The following is a 17,440-nucleotide window of genomic DNA, read 5'->3' on the forward strand; positions in this document are numbered from 1 at the left end:
CAGGTGCACCCCTCGTCAGTCATTGGTACCGAACTGCTGATCAACGTTACCCCCACCGAAAACCGGGTAGCGCTGCTTGAACGCGGCCAGCTTCAGGAGGTCCACGTCGAACGCCGTGGTCGCCTGGGGATCGTCGGCAACATCTATCGCGGCAAGGTAACCCGGGTGTTGCCGGGTATGCAGGCGGCCTTTGTGGACATCGGCCACGAGAAGGCGGCGTTCCTGCACGCGTCCGATATCATCCCTCACACCGAATGTGTGGCCGAGCCGGAGCAGAAACAGTTCCAGGCTCAGGACATCGCTTCGCTGGTGCGCCCTGGCCAGGACATCACGGTTCAGGTGACCAAGGATCCCCTGGGGACCAAGGGCGCCCGCCTGACCACCGACATCACTCTGCCCTCCCGTTACCTGGTGTTTATGCCCGGGGCGGCCCATGTGGGGGTGTCTCAGCGCATCGAATCGGAAGAGGAGCGTGAGCGCCTGAAGAGGTTGGTGGCCCAGTTTGTCGACACCGACGGCGGCTTCATCATCCGCACCGCTGCCGAGGGGGCCTGTGAAAAGGAGCTGGCCCACGACGCCGCCTTCCTGCGCCGGGTGTGGCGCAAGGTCAGTGAGCGTCGTCAGCGCCCCGGAGGCAAGGTGATCCCCCTCTACGAGGATCTGACCCTGCCGAGGCGGCTGCTGCGGGATCTGGCGATCTGCAACATCGAGCGGGTGCAGGTGGACTCCCGCACCGCCATCAAGGAACTCCGCGAGTTTGCCGAGGAGTTCGTGCCGGATGTGGCCCCGGTGCTGGAGCACTTCACCGGTCCCTCGCCGCTGTTTGATCTCTACGATGTGGAGAATGAGATCCAGCGGGCGCTGGAGCGCAAGGTGGAGCTGAAGAACGGCGGGTACCTGATCATCGACCAGACCGAGGCGATGACCACCATCGACATCAACACCGGCGCGTTCGTCGGCCACCGCAACCTGGAAGAGACCATCTTCAACACCAACCTGGAAGCCACCCGGGCCATCGCTCATCAGTTGAGGCTGAGGAATCTCGGGGGGATCATCATCATCGACTTCATCGACATGACCTCCGATGAACACCGAAACCGGGTGCTCGGCACCCTGGAAGCGGCGCTGGCGGTGGACAGGGTGAAGACCAGCGTCAGCGGCTTCTCCCGACTGGGGCTGGTAGAGGTCACCCGCAAGCGTACCCGGGAGAGCCTGGAGCACGTGCTCTGCGGCGAGTGCCCGGTGTGCAAGGGCACCGGCACCTTGAAGACGGTGGAGACCGTCTGCTACGAGATGTTCCGCGAGATCATCCGGGTGGACCGCCAGTACGATGCCGACGAGTTCTCCGTCTACGTCGCCCCCGCGGTGCACGATGCCCTGATCGGCGACGAAGCCCACAGCCTGGCGGAGCTGGAGGTGTTTATCGGCAAGCGTATCCGCCTCCAGCCCGAGCCCCTCTATGCCCAGGACAAGTTTGACGTGGTGATGATGTGAACCTGGGCCCCGGAATCCGGCGACTGCTGAGCTTCTGCTGGTATAGCGCGGCGACGCTGATCGTGCTGTTTGCGCTGCTGGTGGCGGCGGTGCGTACCCTGTTGCCCGAGCTGGATTCCATCCGTGATGAGTTGACCGCCCAGTTGAGCGCCCAGAGTGGCCTCGATCTGGAGTTTGGCCGTCTGGGAGCCAGCTGGAAGCCCAAGGGGCCACAGCTGGTGATCGATCACTTCCGCCTTCCGGCCCAGGAGGATCTGGAGCTGGAGATCAAGGTGGAACAGGCGGTGGCCCAGTTGGACTTCTGGGCCTCGCTTCTCGATCTCGACCTACGCTTCGACGAGGTCAGTTTCACCGGGGTGGAGGTGCGACTGCTTGGTGCCTTGACCCCTGGTTCCGGGGAGGGATCCGGCAACGCCCTCGACGCCTTCAAGCGTACCTTCCTCCATGGCCTGCGCCGCCTTACCCTCGACGATGCCCGGCTGTTCCTGCCGCTGTCGGAGCAGCGGGGCGAGCCGGTGCATATCGCCCACCTCCAGTGGCGCAATCAGGGCAACCGTCACCTGGGAGAGGGGCGCCTCTACCTGGACAGCGACAGCAACCAGGATGAAACCCTGAGGCTGGCGGTGGAGCTGCGCAGCGATCGCGATCAGCTGTTCGGGCGCAGCTATGTCCAGGCCGAGCAGTTGGATATCGGTGACTGGCTGGCGCGTCAGATCGGCAGCGACGGCCGCCAGTACTCCGGCGTGCTCAACATGGAGTCATGGATCAGTTTCGATGAGTACGGCCTGCGCAGCGGCCAGGTGGAGTTTGGCGAGAGCGACTTCAGTTGGCAGGGGCCGGAACCTCAGCGCATGGCGATCAAGGGCGGTCGCCTGGTGTGGTCTCCCAGCGAGGGCGGCGGCCTGCTGGCCAGCCAGGATCTGCAACTGCAGAGCAACGGTGCCCCCTGGCCGCAGACCCACTTCGCCCTGCGCCATCGCCAGGGCGACCTCAGCCTGTGGCTGGACGGCCTGCAGCTGGACAAGCTCAAGCCCCTGCTGGGGCTGATCCCCGGGATCAACAACCGCACCCTGTCGGACATGCTGGCCGCCAACGGCCGGGGTGAGATTCGCCAGATCCGCGCCCAGCGTCACCAGGGAACCTGGGCACTGGCGGCGGATCTAGAGTCGCTGGGCTGGGATATGAGCGGCAAGGTGCCGGGGGTGGCCGGAGTCAATGGCCGCTTCACCTGGGTGGGCGAACAGGGGCGTCTGCACCTGCCCAGCCAGAAGGCGGCACTCTACTGGCCCTGGCAGTTCAGCCATACGGTTCAATTCTCCGAACTCAGCGGTGACCTGGCTATCCGTAACCAGGATGGCTGGGTGGTGACCACCGACAACCTGCGCCTCGATGGCGCTGTCCTGCAGGCGGACCTGGCGGCGGCGCTGCGGTTGCCCGGCGATCGTCCGGTGCGTCTGCAACTGTACGGCAATGCCCGCGTCAAACAGATGGAGGAGGCGGACAGGCTGTTTCCCCGCAAGGCGATGGGGGAGGGGCTTTCAGGCTACCTGGCCGAGGCGCTGCAGGCGGGCCATACCGATAACGCCCAGGTGTTGTGGCACGGAGATCTGGCCGATTACCCCTACGAGGGTGGTCAGGGGGTGTTCCAGGCGGCCTTCACCATGGAGCAGGGGCAGTTCCAGTTTCTCCCCTCCTGGCCCGCCGTGACCGACATCACCCTGGATGCGCTGTTCGAGAACATGCGCATGGATCTGTGGGTGCGGCAGGGGTTGCTGGAACGGGTCCCGGTGGAGAACGCCCATGTGTTTATCCCCACTCTCAACCGCAGTGCCACCCTCACCGTGACCGCCTCGGTGCGCACCGACGCCGCCGCCGCCAGTGAGCTGATGGCCCACTCCTCCCTGGCCAGCTCGGTGGGGACCACCCTCAAGGAGCTGCAGATCGGCGGTGCGGTGGCCACCAGTCTGGATCTCACCTTTCCCCTGGGGTCGGCGGTCAGCGATCAGCCCCCCAGCATCCTCGGCAGGGTGGCGTTGTGGGACAACCCGGTCCATCTCCGCGCCCTCTCCACCGATCTCACCGATGTCCGTGGCGAGCTGAGTTTTGATTCCGGCAGGGTTTCCGCCGAGGGGCTGACGGCCAGCGTGTTCAACCAGCCACTGACCCTGGACGTGGACACCGGGCCCGAGGGGGATGTCTACCGGGCCAGGGTGGACCTGTCCGGCCGTTGGCATACGGACAATCTTCCCAAGGGGCAGACCTTCCCATTGTTTCAGCACCTGGAGGGGGAGGCCCAGTGGCAGGGGCAGCTGCAGATGAACTTCCGCCAGGATGGCGATTACGCCTACCAGGCGAAGGTGGAGACCAGCCTGGAGGGGCTGGAGGTGGATCTTCCGGCGCCCGTGGGCAAGAGCGCCTCCACGCCGGTGCGTACCGTGCTGGAGGTCAATGGCGACCAGAGCGGTGCGCAGTTGCTGGCCAGTCAGGGGATGCGCATCGGCTACCTGGCGGAGTTTGATATCGACAGCCTGGGGTTCCACTGGCCCAGGTACCAGTTGGCCATTGGCCGGCGGCCCGGCCTGATCGGCGTGGACTCCGGTTCCATCGAGCTGGCGATCTCCCGGGTGAAGCTGGAGGAGTGGCTGCCGCTGATCACCGCCTTTGTCACCACCACTGGCGACGGCTCCCATGGCGCGGTGCCGCCGCTGACCAGGGTGCACGGATCCCTGTCGCGGTTGGACATCTTCGGACTGCACTTCGATCAGACTCTGCTGGAGGGGTGGCCCGATGAGCAGGGGTGGCGGTTCCGGGCCGAGTCGGACCAGATGCGCGGTGAGCTGTTGATCGGCCGGGACTGGCAGGAAAATGGCATCCGCGTCGATGCGGACCGGTTGCAGCTGGAGTGGGACAGTCAGAGTGGCCCCAGACAGCCCGAGTCCGCCAGCCTGATTGCGCAGATGCCGGCGGTGGAGGCCAATGTGGCTAACTTCCATGTCAGGGAGCTGGACCTGGGGCAACTCACCCTCAGTGGCCGCCATGATCCCCAGGGTTATCGGGTGGACGAGCTGCGGCTGACCCGCCCCGAGTATCAGTTTAAGGCCACCGGACTCTGGCAGCCTCAGGGCGAGAAAACCCGGTTCGATATCAGGGGGCAGTTGGCCAGTCCCGACTTTGGCAAGATGAGCGCCGTCATCGGCCAGCCGCTGGGGCTGGAGGAGTCCAGTCTGGACGCCGCCTTCAATGTCGGCTGGCAGGATGCGCCGTGGGCCCTGGAGATCCCCAGCCTGGATGGCGACCTGGAGTTCGCCTTTGGCAAGGGCAGCCTGTCCCAGGTGTCGGACAAGGGGGCGCGTATCCTGTCACTGTTCAGCCTGGACTCCCTGCTGCGCAAGCTCTCCCTCGACTTCACCGACGTGTTCGGCAAGGGATTCTACTACCAGAGCTTTGATGGCACCGTCCAGTTTGCGGACGGTGTGGCCAGCACCAGCGACACCAAGCTGGATGGCGATGCCGGGGTGATGAAGATCCGCGGCAGCTCCAATCTGGTCAGCCGGGAGCTGGATTACCGCATTAGCTTCTCTCCGGCACTGACCGCCAGTGTGCCGGCGGTGGCGTTGATGTCCGGTGCGTCCCTGACCGTTGGCGTGGGCGCTTTCGCCGTCTCCAAGATCCTGGAACCGGTAATCGAGGTGATTACCCAGCTAAACTATAAGCTTACCGGAACCTTCGACGACCCGGTTCTCGAGGAGCTGGAACGGGACAAGCGGGAGATCCGCATCATCGAAGAGGCGCAGCCCGAGTCTGAGCCTCAGGCGGAACCCAGGTCGCCGACGCCGGATTACATGGAGTCCCTGCCCGAGCCCCTGCCCGAGGGGGAGGGCAGGGCAGTCGGTCAGTAACCCAAGGAGAGTCTATGCAGCTGTATGCCCTGCAGTGCCGTTCCGGCGCCGATCCCGCGGACAACTTGAGGTGGTTGCGCCGGCAGCTGGCCCCTCTCGCCGAGGTGGCCGGAGACAAGCTGGTGGTGCTGCCGGAGTGTGTCGTCGCCTTCGATGGCCCGAAGGGGCAGTGGCAGTCGCTGGCAGAGCCCATGGGTCAGGGACCGCTGCAGCGGGGACTGGCCGAACTGGCCGAACTGAGCCGCTGCACCTTGGTGGCCGGTACCCTGCCGATCCTGGCCCCGGACGGTCGCGCCTATGCCGCCACCCTGGTGTTTGGCGCCCAGGGGCAATGCCTGGCCCGCTACGACAAGGTGCACCTGTTTGATGTGACGGTTGGGGACAACACCGGTCATTACCGGGAGAGCGACACCACCTGTCCCGGGGAGCGGCTGCAGGTGGTGGATACCCCTATGGGCCGGGTCGGCCTTGCGGTATGTTACGATCTGCGCTTTCCGGAGCTGTTTCGCGAGCTGGTGGCCCGCGGCGCCGACATCATCGCGGTACCGGCGGCCTTTACCCGGGTGACGGGCGCGGCCCACTGGGCGCCGCTGCTTCAGGCGAGGGCCATCGAAAACCAGGTCTATCTGGTGGCGGCCGGCCAGGTCGGCACCCATGACAACGGTCGGGAAACCTGGGGCCATTCGATGATTCTCGATCCCTGGGGCGAGGTATTGGCCAACGCCGGCGATGGCGAGGGGCTGATTCACGCCCCCTTCGACCGACAACGTATACAGGAGGTGCGGCAAGCGATGCCCTGCCTCAATCACATTCGGCTGCCCCTGTAGGGCGCACCCAAGGAACCAAGGACGCCATGACTTTAGAAAAAGCCAGCGCTACCCTGCTGCAGCCCGCCGGGCTCGACCTCAATGATCTGGAGCGGATCCTGTCCCGCATCCACAGTCATCAACTGGACTACTCCGACATCTACCTGCAGTCGGCCCGCCACGAGTCCTGGGTGCTGGAGGACGGCATCGTCAAGGAGGGCAGCTTCAACATCGAGCAGGGCGTCGGCATTCGTGCCATCGATGGGGAGAAAACCGGTTTTGCCTACGCCGACGAGGTCACCCTGGACGCCCTGCAGCAATCCGCAGATGCTGCCCGAGGCATCGCCGCCAATGGCGGCCAGGGGCGGGTACAGGCCCTCTGCGCCGGCCGGGAACCGAAGCGCTATCCGGCCATCGATCCTATCGGGACCTGGGAACAGCGGCAGAAGCTGTCGCTGCTGCAGGAGATGGATGCCTATGTCCGGGCCCTGGACAGCCGGGTGCAACAGGTGATCGTCAGCCTCAGTGCCGCCTACGAGGAGGTGCTGGTGGCGGCGTCCGACGGCACCCTGGCGGCGGACATTCGCCCCCTGGTGCGGCTGAACTGTTCCGTCATCATGGTTGAGGGTGATCGTCGTGAACGGGGCAGCGCCGGCATGGGAGGCCGTTACGGCTTCGAACAGCTGGATGTCACCGATGATCAGGATCGCCGCAGCGCCCTGCAGCTGTGCCATGAGGCGGTGCGCCAGGCGGAGGTGAACCTGAGGGCGGTGGACGCCCCTGCTGGCGAGATGCCGGTGGTCCTGGGGTCCGGCTGGCCTGGTGTGCTGTTGCACGAGGCGGTGGGGCATGGCCTGGAGGGGGATTTCAACCGCAAAGGATCCAGCGCCTTTGCCGGGCGCATCGGCGACAAGGTGGCCAGCGACCTGTGCACCGTGGTTGACGATGGCACCCTGGAGGGGCGCCGCGGCTCGGTGAGCATCGATGACGAGGGCACCGCCGGTCAGAACACCGTGCTGATCGAGAATGGCATCCTCACAGGCTATATGCAGGACAAACTCAACGCCCGGCTGATGGGGATGGCGCCTACCGGCAATGGCCGCCGAGAGTCCTATGCCCACCTGCCCATGCCGAGGATGACCAACACCTACATGTTGGCTGGCGACAAGGATCCCGGAGAGATCATCGAGTCGGTGCAGCGCGGCGTCTATGCGCCAAACTTCGGTGGCGGCCAGGTGGACATCACCTCGGGCAAGTTCGTGTTCTCCGCTTCCGAGGCCTACCTCATTGAAAATGGTCGAATCACCACCCCCATCAAGGGGGCGACTCTGATCGGCAACGGTCCCGAAGCGATGCAGACCATCTCCATGGTGGGCAACGACCTGGCCCTGGATAAGGGGGTCGGTGTCTGTGGCAAGGAGGGACAGAGTGTTCCCGTCGGCGTTGGCCAGCCAACCCTCAAGCTGGATCGCCTTACCGTCGGCGGCACCGACTAAGCCGCTTGGTGGTGGAATGCGCGGGGCCCATGGCCCCGCTTTTGTTTTTTGCCGGCAAAAAATCGCGGTTTTCAGGTAGGTTAGAGATCGGACGAGCACAAAAGCACTCGACTGTGAAACAGGATGGAGTAAGATCTAGAGCTTCGACTCTAAACCGGACAGACGATGAGATACTGGATCTGTGCCCTGCTCTGTTTCAGTGGCACTCTCTCCGCACAGCCCCTCAGCCTGCAACAGGCGTGGCAGCGGGTTGAGGCGGTCAGCGACAAGCTGCAGGCTCAGCAGCAGGCCCACCAGCGCGCCGAGGCGGAACTGGGCGTGGCCAACCAGCTTGGGGACCCCTCCCTGACTCTGAGGGGCAGCTACCTGAGGCTGGACAGGGCGGTGCAACTGGATGCCCGAGCGATCAACCCCCTGCCTCAGATGCTGACCCTGCTGCCGCCGGGACTGTTGCCTCCACTGCCGGATTCCGCCTGGAAGACGGAGATCAGTGATCGGGATATCTACCACGCCAGCCTGCAGGCGGTCTGGCCCCTGTACGTGGGGGGACGCATCGAAGCGGCCAAGAGCATCAAGGCCGCCGAGGTAGAGCAGCAGAAGCAGCAGACCCGCCTCGATACCCAGGAACGTTTCTCCTCCCTGGTGGAGCGCTATTTCGCGCTGGCGCTGACCCACAGGGTGGAGCAGCTGCACCTGGCCAGGCTCGACACCCTGAAGCGGCAACTGGCCAATGCCGAAGCGCTTCGGCATCAGGGTCAGATTGCCGAGGTGGAGAGGCTGGACGCCCAGGTCGCCCTGGAGCAGGGGCAGGTGGCCCTGTCCCAGGCCAGCCGCCGTCGGGTGCTGGCCCAGATGGCGCTGGATACCCTGCTGCAGAGGCAGGGCACCGAGCTGAGTCAGTCGCTGCTGCTGCCCCGGCAGATGCCCGATCTGGATCAGTGGCACCGGCAGATGCTGGCCACCCATCCGGCCCTGGCGCTGTTTGGCGCCAAGGAGGCCCAGGCCCAGGGCGCCATTAACGCCGAACGGGGTCGCTACAAGCCGGAACTGGCCCTGGTGGGCAACTACAGTTTCGATGTGGATGAGAGCCTGATGTCCGAGCTGGAGCCGGAGTGGATGGTGGGGCTGACCCTCAAGGTGCCCCTGGTTACCAACGACGGCCGCAATGACCGCGTCCGGGCCGCCAAGAGTGCCCAGCTCCAGGTTCAGCACCTCAAGGCCCAGACCCGCCAGGATCTGGAGCTGCTGATGGCCTCCCGCGAGCAGCAGCTGTCCCAGGCCCGGCACGAGTACCTGGCCCTGGCCAGCGCCGAGTCCCTGGCCAAGGAGAATCTGAGGCTGCGCCAGCTGGCCTTTGCCCAGGGTCTGGGGACCTCCATCGACCAGGTGGAGGCCGGTGACAAGCTGCTCGAGGTGCAGACCGCCCGGGCCGCTGCCCAGTACCGCTGCCTGGTGGCCCTGGGGCAACTCGCTGCCATGAGTGACAACCAGTCACTGCTGTTCCAACTTCTGAAGAGTACCGAGATCCAATGAAACGACTGAATCAACTGCTGGGCCTGCTGGCCGTGCTGCTGCTGGCCGGACTGGCCGGCCGGGCCGCCTGGACCCTGAGCCAGCCGGAACCCAAGTTTCTCCAGGGGCAGATTGAAGCCCGCCAGTACCATGTGTCCTCCAAGGTGCCCGGGCGGCTGGACAAGATCCTGGTGCATCGGGGTGACACAGTGGCCAAGGGCGATCTGCTGTTTGCCATCAGCAGCCCCGAGCTGGAAGCCAAGCAAACTCAGGCAAGGGCGGGGCTCAAGGCTGCCGAAGCTCTGAAGGCCCAGGCCGACAACGGCGCCCGCCGCCAGGAGGTGCTGGCGGCCCGGGAACAGTGGCACAAGGCCCAGGCCGCCGCCGAGCTGGCCCGTGTGACCTATGAGCGGGTCGAGGCCCTGTTTGCCGAGGGCGTGGTGGCGCGTCAGAAGCGCGATGAAGCTTTCACCCGCTGGCAGGCGGCCCAGTCCACCGACAAGGCCGCCGAGGCGGTGTACCGGATGGCGCAGGAGGGCGCCCGTCAGGAGACCCGTGATGCCGCCGCTGGCAAGGCGTTGGCGGCCCTCGGTCAGTTGGAGGAGGTGCAGGCGGTGCTGGCGGACAGCCAGATGCGCGCCCCCCGCAGTGGTGAGGTGAGCCAGGTGCTGCTGGACGAGGGGGAACTGGCGCCCACCGGGTTTCCCGTGGTGACCCTGGTCGACATGACCGATGCCTGGGCACTGTTCAATGTCCGCGAGGACAGCCTGGCCCGCTTCCCCGAGGGCGAACCGGTTCAGGTCAGGATTCCCGCCCTGGGCGACAGCTTCCCCTTCAGGGTGCGTTATCGCTCGGTACTGGGGGAGTACGCCACCTGGAATGCCACCGAGTCCGGCATGGCGTTCGACCTGCGTACCTTCGAGGTGGAGTTGGTGCCCTCCGCCGCCATTCCCGGGTTGCGTGCCGGGATGACCGCCCTGATTGAGCAATGACCAAGTCCATTGTCGTCCTGCTGCACCGCAGCGTCCGGGACCTGCTGTCCGACCCCTGGCAGGTCAGCTTGATGACCTGGCTGCCGGTACTGCTCTCGCTGATGCTGTGGGGCGTGTTTGCCCGCAGCCTGCCCACCCAGCTGCCGGTGGCGTGGACCGATCTGGACAACACCTCCGTCAGCCGAGCCCTCGGCCGTAAACTGCAGGCCAGTGCCGCCATCGGCCTGGTGGCCTACGCCACCGAAGCCGAGGCGGAGCGGGCGATGCGCCGTGGCGAGGTCTATGCCCAGGTGGTGATCCCCGCGCGCTTTGCCGCCGATCTGAGCAGCGGCCGCCGGCCCCAACTGCCGGTGTACTATAACGGTCAGTTCCTGCTGATGGGCAAGCGACTCTATTCGGCTGCCGCTTCTGCCCTGCGCGGCGGGCTGGCGGAGCTGGGCGCGCTGGGCGCCATGGCGGAGGGGGTGCCGGCAAAGGCGCTGCCGGTGGTGATGGCGCCGGTCACGGTCTCGATGACCCCGATGTTCAACCCGGATCTGGGCTATCTGCCCTTCCTGTTGCCCGGCCTGCTGCTGGCGCTCTATCAGCTGTTGGTGAGCGCCACCCTGGTCAATGCGGTGGCCCGGGGCAAACGGGGGTTGCCACTGCGGATCCTGCTGCTGCTGCTGTGGTGGTGGTTGATGGGGGGGATCGGCCTGCTGGTGCTCTATTCCGGCCTGGGCCTGCCGATGGCGGGCTCGGTGATGGTGTTGTGGCTGGCGACGATCCCGCTGCTCGGGGCCATCGCCGGCATCATCCTGTCGGTGGCGATGGTGGTGGATGACCCGGTGCGGGCTACCAGCATCGGCGGTGCGCTGTTTGCCCCGGCCTTTGCCTACATGGGGATAAGTTTCCCGCTGGAGTCGATGCCGGCGCTGGCCCAGCTGTGGCGGGTGCTGATGCCCAGTACCCACTACCTGCCTCTGATGCTGCAGGCGGGCGCCAACCACAACTGGTCTGCCACCTGGCCACTGCTGCTGATCTCCCTGCTGCTGGTGCCGGTGGCCTGCCTCTACCGGAGGATGTCATGAGCTGGTGGCAACTGTTCAAACTGGAGTGGCAGGGGCTGCTGGCGGATAAGGCGGCGATGCTGACCGCCATCGGTGGCATCCTGTTCTATGCGGTGATCTATCCGCTGCCCTACGCCAATCACGTGGCCCTGGATCAGCCGGTGGCGGTGGTGGACCTGGATCAGAGTGCCACCAGCCGCCGGCTGATGCGGATCTGGATGGCCTCACCCAAGGTGGCCCTGACCCGGGTCTACCCGGATCAGGGCGCGGCCGAGTCGGCCCTGACCGAAGGGGAGATCAAGGGCCTGATCGTGATTCCGGCCCAGTTCGAACGGCGCCTGTACCGGGGGGAGCAGGCGCCGCTGGCGGCGGCCGGGGATGGCAGCTTCCTGCTGCCCTACAGTAACCTGGCTACCGCGGCGCTCCAGGGCGCGGGTTACCTCGGCGCCGACATTCGCTTGCAGCGGGCCCTGGCCTCGGGGGGCGACGTCGCCGTCGAGTTGCGGCGGCTGCAGCCGGTGCAGACCCTGTTCCAGCCGACCTTCAACCCGGGCATGAGCTACTCCAGCTACGTGCTGCCCGGCGCTTTGGTACTGATCCTGCACCAGACCCTGCTGATGGTGGCGGCGATGCTGGGGGCCAACAACTGGAACACCCGGGGCGCCTGGCCGGGCTACCCGACGTCCGCCTGGCTGAGTGCCCGCGCGGCGATGCTGGCCTGCCTCTACCTGCCCTCCTGTGTTCTCTACTTCGATCTGATCCTGCCCTGGCAGTCGGTGGTGATGGCCGCCTCCTTCCTGACCATGGTCAGTGTGCTGACCCCTTTCCTGCTGGCGACCGCCCTGGCGGGGGTGGCGATCAGCACCCTGTTCCAACGGCGGGCGGTACCGGTGCAACTGATGGTGCTCACCGGGATGCCAATCCTGTTCACCAGCGGTTTTGTCTGGCCCACCGACAGCATGTCCGCCCTGCTCAGCGGGCTGTTTGCCTGGCTGCCGGCCCAGCCGGCGATGATCGCCATGATCAAGGCCAACCAGTTGAACCTGGGTTTACCCGGAATGGGGTTTGAGCTGTCCTCGCTGTGGATTCAGGTGCTAGCATGGGGGGCCCTGGCCTGGCTGGGGCTCAAGAGGCGTCAGGCCCTGGGGAGCCGCGACCCCACCGACGTCTGAAACCTACCAAATTGTTTTGCGAACAAGGAATTGTGATGAAACGCTCCTGTCTTGGACTCTTGCTGCTGGCCTGTGGTGCCAGTGCCAATCAGCAGGCCCTGACGCTAACCCCCTATACCGTGGCTTTCCCCTCCGCCTCCCTGGAGGAGAATGGCAAGGTGGGTCAGGAGCTGTACGGCTTTACCCTGGAGAAGCGCAGTAGGCTCAATCAGCAATGGCTGATGAGCTGGCAGCTGGAGGGCGCCTACAGCGACTTTAATTTCAGCCGAGATTCTCTGCTGGGGGGGCGCATCCAGGCCTGGGACAGCCGCACTACCCTGGGGGTGGGGATCAACGTCACCAAGCCGGATCGCACCGGCCTGACCTGGTTTGTCGGGCCCAGGCTACAGTGGTCCTATGCCGATACCGCCTCTTTCGCCGACGGTTTTGGCTACGGCCTGCTGGCCGGAGCCAGCTATCCGGTGAGTGAGGCTCTGACCCTAGGGCTGGGAGGCGGCTACTTCAACGACCCCTATAATGTGCGCTGGTTCCCGGTCTTGTTCATCAAGTGGCAGATCACCGATAAGCTGAAGCTGCATAACCCCTTCGAGCCGGGCTTCGCCGGCCGGGGCGGGCTGGAGCTGGCGTATCGGTTCAACCCCACCTGGGAGCTGGGGGCGGGGGTGGCCTACCGGACCCAGAACTTTGCGCTGGGGGAGGGAGCGGTGGAGATCGAGCAGCCGCTGAGCTTCCTGCGGGCCAGTTTCACCGCCGACGGGGGCTGGCGCCTCTCCGGCTATCTGGGTTACCGATCCGAGGGGGAGTTCTCCCTGCATGGGCCTCACGGCGGAGACACGCTGGACCTGGAGTCTGAAAGTGCCTTTGGCATGGTGGTGACCATCCACTTCTAGGGTGGCCTGGTGCGGGCCAGGTCGGGGGAGACCATCGCCTCCCCGACCGGGATCACTCTTCCAGGTATTGGCGTATCAGCTTGAACAGTTCCCGGGAGGCCTTGGGCGGTTTGGCCGCCTTGGCTTCTTTGGTGGCCTGGCGAATCAGCTGACGCACCCGTTGGCGCTCTTCGGCCATGGCGGGCACTTCGGCAAAAAGCGCCTGCATGGCGTCATCGCCCTCGGCAATCAGCCGGTCGCGCCACTGCTCCATCCGATGAAACTCCTGGCTGGCCTGGTTGTGCTTGTTGCGGAGCTTGTCCAGGGCGGCCACCAATGGTTCCGGATCGCGGCTGCGCAGCAGCTTGCCGATAAACTGCAGCTGCCGCCGGTGGGCCTCATTTTTGCCTTTCAGTCGCTGGGCCAGGGCCACCGCCTCCTCCAGCTCCTCATCCAGTGGCACCTTGGCCAGGTCATTCTTGCCAAGGGCAACGATCTCATGGCCGATCTTCTGCAGCTGCTCCGCTTCCCGCTTAAGCTCCGATTTGCTGATCCACTCCTCTTCCTGAAGCTCAGGTTCCGGGCGTTTTGCCGCCATAGCAGTTCTCCTAAATTGGTTGACCGCCTATTCTAGCAGTCCAGGGCGGCGAGCGTCACTGCCCCTATCGGAGCGGGGGCGGGGTTTGCTATCCTTGGCATCAACTGTACTTAACGGAATCGACGAGTGACTCAAGTCAGCATTGAAGCCCAGCGCCAGCAGCTGGAGGAGGCGGTGGCCCTGGCCCTGGATGAAGCCAAAAAACTGGGGGTGTCTGCCGCAGAGGTGGCCATCAGCAAACAGCAGGGGCTGAGCGTCTCCACTCGTATGGGCGAGGTGGAAACCGTGGAGTTCAACAAGGACGGGGCCCTGGGCATCTCCCTGTACCGTAACGGGGCCAAGGGGAACGCCTCCACCTCGGATCTCAGTGCCCAGGCCATCGTTGACGCGGTGCGCGCTGCCGATGGCATCGCCCGTCACACCACGTCGGATCCGCATAACGGTCTGGCGGAGGCGGAGCTGATGCCTACTCAACTGCCGGACCTCGACCTCTATCATCCGCATCCGCTGAGTTCGGAGGAGGGGATCGAGCTGGCCGCCCGCTGCGAGCAAGCGGCGCTGGAGAGTGGCCTGGGGATCGAGATGTCCGACGGCGCCAGCTGCAACAGTCACAGTGGCATCAAGGTGTATGGCAACAGCCACGGTTTTATCGGCAGCTACGCCTCCTCCCGTCACAGCCTCTCCTGCGTGCTGATCGGCAAGGATGAGCAGGGGATGGAGCGGGACTACGACTATACGGTCGGACGCCGCTTCGGCGATCTGCTCGCCCCGGAGGCCCTGGGGCGCAGCGCCGCGGCCAAGGTTCATGCCCGTCTCGGCGCCCGCAAGATCGGTACCTGTGAGGTGCCGGTGCTGTTCTCCGCCGAGACCGCCACCGGCCTGATCGGTCATCTGGTGGGGGCGATCAGCGGTGCGTCCCTCTACCGCCAGTCCTCCTTCCTGCCGGACAGCCTGGGCAGCCAGATTCTGCCCGACTGGTTCTCCATTGCCGAGGATCCCCACCTGCCGGTGGGGCTGGCCAGTGCCCCCTTCGACGGTGAAGGGGTGGCCACCCGCCCCCGGCAGATTGTCCGTGGCGGGGTGCTGGAGTCCTATTTGCTGACCGCCTACTCCGGCCGTCGGCTGGGGATGACCACCACCGGCCACGCCGGGGGGATCTACAACTGGCAACTGGACAGCAACGGCGGCGACTTGGCGGCGATGCTGAAGCAACTGGGTACCGGCCTGTATGTCACCGAACTGATGGGACACGGGGTGAATGGGGTGACCGGTGACTACTCCCGTGGTGCCGCCGGCTTCTGGGTGGAGAACGGCATCATCCAGTACCCGGTCCATGAGATCACCATTGCCGGCAACCTGAAGCAGATGTACCGGGAGATGGTGGCGGTGGGCAGCGACATCGACCCGCGCACCAGCATCAAGACCGGCTCCATCCTGCTGAGTGCCATGAAGGTGGCCGGCAACTGATCGGGACAGCCGTGCCGCTGACATGAGAAAACCGGAGCCAGGCTCCGGTTTTTTATACCGATGTCACCAAGTAAGTGGTTAGCCCGCTGCACCGGAGAGCCTGTTCCAATCAAGGCGTGGGGTGCAGTTGCCAGTGGGTCTGACAGTAAGCATCACAACGCAGAGCGGGGCAATTTAAACTGGCAACAGTGATCCGCTGTTGGGTGACATCGACATTACTCCGATTCGTCGAAGCGCCCGCTGAACAGCTGGGTCACCGCCTCCAGGGCGGGCTTGGCGTCACTGCCCTCACAGATCACCGTCACCTCCTGCCCCTGACAGGTCTGCAGCATCAGCAGCCCCAGCACGCTGTCTGCACTGGCGCTCTGATCGCCGTGGATCACCCGGATGCGGGCATCGTAGTTGTGGGCCAACTGGGCCAGCCGGGTTGCTGCCCGGGCATGCAGCCCCAGCTTGTTGACCACCTTAAGCGTTCTGGTCAGCTTCACGATTGTCCAGTTCCCGGTGGCGAACCGAGGTCTGTTTCTGCCGCTGGCGGAAGCGTTGCTCCAGCTGCTGGGCGATATAGACACTGCGGTGCTGGCCGCCGGTACAGCCGATGGCGACGGTCAGGTAGGCGCGGTTGTTGCGCTCCAGCATCGGCAGCCAGTTCAGCAGGAAGCTTTCGGTGTGGTCGATAAAGCGGGCCACCTCGGCCTCCTTGGCGAAGTAGCGCCGTACCGACTGGTCCAGCCCGGTGAGCGGGCGCAGTTGCGGATCCCAATGGGGATTGGGCAGGAAGCGCACGTCGAAGACGAAATCGGCGTCCTTGGGGATACCGTGCTTGAAACCGAAGGACTCGAACACCAGCAACAGTTCGCACTGGGTCCGGCCCAGCAGCCGGGTGCGGATCTCGTCGGCCAGCTGGTGGACCGACAGGCCGTCGGTCATGAAGCTGTGGTCCGCCAGGGTGCGAATCGGGGCCAGCAACTGGGTCTCCGAGGCGATCGCCTCGGCCAGGGAGGCGCCGCTGCGGGAGAGCGGGTGCAGCCTGCGGGTCTCGCTGTAGCGCTTGATCAGGCTGGAGTCCGAGGCGTCGAGGAAATAGATCTGCCGTTCGATGGACTCCGGCAGCGTCTGCAATATTTCCGGGACCTGTTCGGCCTGATCCTGAAGGTTGCGGATATCCAGGCTTACCGCCAGGGTGTCGCAGTGGCCCAGCATCTGCGTCACCAAAGCCGGCAACATGGCCGCCGGCAGGTTGTCCACGCAGTAGCACCCCAGGTCCTCGAGTACCCGGAGGGCGACGGACTTGCCAGCCCCGGATCGGCCCGAGAGGATGATCAGCTTCACGCCGTCACCAGGGCATAGAGGTCGGAGTCATTGGTGCACTTGCGCAGTGACCGACAGGTCTCCTTGTCTTCGAGTACCTTGGCCATGGCGGCCAGGGTGGTGAGGTGCTCCTGCACCGCCTCTTCCGGGACGAACAGGGCAAACAGCAGGTCCACCGGCTTGCCGTCGATGGCGTCGAAGGGGATCGCCTCGTCGCACTTGATGAATACGGCGATGGGGCGCTCGATGTTGGACAGGCGTCCGTGGGGCAGGGCGATCCCTTTACCGATACCGGTGCTGCCCATCCTCTCCCGGGCCAGCAGGCTTTCAAACAGCTGCTGGGGGTTGAGGTTCGGGTAGGAGACACCCGCCAGCTGGGAGATCATCTCCAGGGCGCGCTTTTTGCTCAGGCCCGGAGCGGCTATGGTGGCGCACTCCGGGCTCAGTAGGGTGGACAGTTCCATGATTAATGGCGTGAAATCTTCTCTTTGTGTTTGATTACCTGACGGTCCAGCTTGTCGATCAGGCCGTCGATGGCGGCATACATATTCTGGTCCTGGTGGGTGGCGTACACCTCACGGCCACTCAGGTTCAGTTTGGCTTCGGCGGTTTGCTGCAGTTTCTCCACATTCAGCACCACATAGACGTTGGAGATATGGTCAAAGTGGCGCTCCAGCTTATCGAACTTGGTGTGCACATAATCTCTCAGAGCGGTGGTGATCTCGACGTGATGACCGGTCAGATTGATCTGCATATAGGTTCCTCCTTTTTGCCG

The 17,440-nt window shown here is 64.9% G+C and carries 15 protein-coding genes; 10 read left to right on the plus strand and 5 right to left on the minus strand.

The window, feature by feature from the left end; translation table 11 throughout:
- Window positions 1-21 precede the first annotated feature (21 nt).
- The 9 genes from rng to FCL40_RS01340 all read left to right on the plus strand — a co-directional run bounded on the left by rng (window position 22) and on the right by FCL40_RS01340 (window position 13,310).
- Window positions 22-1,494 (plus strand): ribonuclease G, encoded by a 1,473-nt coding sequence (gene rng / locus FCL40_RS01300; RefSeq protein WP_136851357.1) that lies wholly within the window; start codon window positions 22-24, stop codon window positions 1,492-1,494.
- A complete protein-coding gene (locus FCL40_RS01305) occupies window positions 1,491-5,393 on the plus strand; it encodes a YhdP family protein (RefSeq protein ID WP_136850571.1) in 3,903 nt (1,300 codons plus the stop codon). Before rng ends, FCL40_RS01305 begins: the two co-directional genes overlap by 4 nt.
- 14 nt (window positions 5,394-5,407) lie before the next feature.
- Window positions 5,408-6,220, plus strand: a complete 813-nt coding sequence (locus FCL40_RS01310; protein ID WP_136850573.1) for a carbon-nitrogen hydrolase family protein — start codon at window positions 5,408-5,410, stop codon at window positions 6,218-6,220.
- Between the two features lie 26 nt (window positions 6,221-6,246).
- Window positions 6,247-7,695 carry a metalloprotease TldD gene (gene tldD / locus FCL40_RS01315; protein ID WP_136850575.1) on the plus strand — a complete coding sequence of 483 codons (1,449 nt, stop codon included), beginning with the start codon at window positions 6,247-6,249 and terminating at the stop codon, window positions 7,693-7,695.
- Window positions 7,696-7,860: 165 nt separating this feature from the next.
- Entirely contained in the window at window positions 7,861-9,228 is a 1,368-nt protein-coding gene (locus FCL40_RS01320) for a TolC family protein (RefSeq protein ID WP_136850577.1), read from the plus strand.
- Window positions 9,225-10,199, plus strand: a complete 975-nt coding sequence (locus FCL40_RS01325; RefSeq protein ID WP_136850579.1) for an HlyD family secretion protein — start codon at window positions 9,225-9,227, stop codon at window positions 10,197-10,199. Before FCL40_RS01320 ends, FCL40_RS01325 begins: the two co-directional genes overlap by 4 nt.
- A complete protein-coding gene (locus FCL40_RS01330; protein WP_136850581.1) occupies window positions 10,196-11,269 on the plus strand; it encodes an ABC transporter permease in 1,074 nt (357 codons plus the stop codon). Before FCL40_RS01325 ends, FCL40_RS01330 begins: the two co-directional genes overlap by 4 nt.
- Entirely contained in the window at window positions 11,266-12,420 is a 1,155-nt protein-coding gene (locus FCL40_RS01335) for an ABC transporter permease (protein WP_136850583.1), read from the plus strand. Before FCL40_RS01330 ends, FCL40_RS01335 begins: the two co-directional genes overlap by 4 nt.
- Window positions 12,421-12,455: 35 nt before the next feature.
- Complete coding sequence (locus FCL40_RS01340; protein WP_136850585.1) at window positions 12,456-13,310, plus strand: TonB-dependent receptor; 855 nt, start codon at window positions 12,456-12,458, stop codon at window positions 13,308-13,310.
- Between the two features lie 52 nt (window positions 13,311-13,362).
- On the opposite strand, the gene yjgA is transcribed toward FCL40_RS01340, so the two are convergent.
- Window positions 13,363-13,887, minus strand: coding sequence for a ribosome biogenesis factor YjgA (gene yjgA, locus FCL40_RS01345; RefSeq protein ID WP_136850587.1), 525 nt, complete (start codon window positions 13,885-13,887; stop codon window positions 13,363-13,365).
- Between the two features lie 126 nt (window positions 13,888-14,013).
- Between yjgA and pmbA the strand changes: the two genes are divergently transcribed.
- Entirely contained in the window at window positions 14,014-15,354 is a 1,341-nt protein-coding gene (pmbA, locus tag FCL40_RS01350; protein WP_136850589.1) for a metalloprotease PmbA, read from the plus strand.
- 215 nt (window positions 15,355-15,569) lie between these two features.
- Here pmbA and FCL40_RS01355 read toward each other — a convergent pair whose 3' ends face one another.
- The 4 genes from FCL40_RS01355 to hpf are packed head-to-tail and all read right to left on the minus strand — an operon-like array spanning window position 15,570 to window position 17,419.
- Window positions 15,570-15,842, minus strand: coding sequence for an HPr family phosphocarrier protein (locus tag FCL40_RS01355; RefSeq protein WP_136850591.1), 273 nt, complete (start codon window positions 15,840-15,842; stop codon window positions 15,570-15,572).
- Entirely contained in the window at window positions 15,820-16,686 is an 867-nt protein-coding gene (rapZ, locus tag FCL40_RS01360; RefSeq protein WP_136850593.1) for an RNase adapter RapZ, read from the minus strand. The genes FCL40_RS01355 and rapZ overlap by 23 nt, the downstream gene beginning before the upstream one ends.
- Window positions 16,683-17,129, minus strand: coding sequence for a PTS IIA-like nitrogen regulatory protein PtsN (ptsN, locus tag FCL40_RS01365; protein ID WP_136850595.1), 447 nt, complete (start codon window positions 17,127-17,129; stop codon window positions 16,683-16,685). The genes rapZ and ptsN overlap by 4 nt, the downstream gene beginning before the upstream one ends.
- Window positions 17,130-17,131: 2 nt before the next feature.
- The gene (gene hpf / locus FCL40_RS01370; RefSeq protein WP_136850597.1) at window positions 17,132-17,419 is read right to left on the minus strand and encodes a ribosome hibernation promoting factor; all 288 of its coding nucleotides are present in this window, start codon (window positions 17,417-17,419) and stop codon (window positions 17,132-17,134) included.
- Window positions 17,420-17,440: the final 21 nt, after the last annotated feature.

The organism is Ferrimonas sediminicola, from assembly GCF_005116715.1.
In the GTDB taxonomy this organism is placed as follows: Bacteria; Pseudomonadota; Gammaproteobacteria; order Enterobacterales; family Shewanellaceae; genus Ferrimonas; species Ferrimonas sediminicola.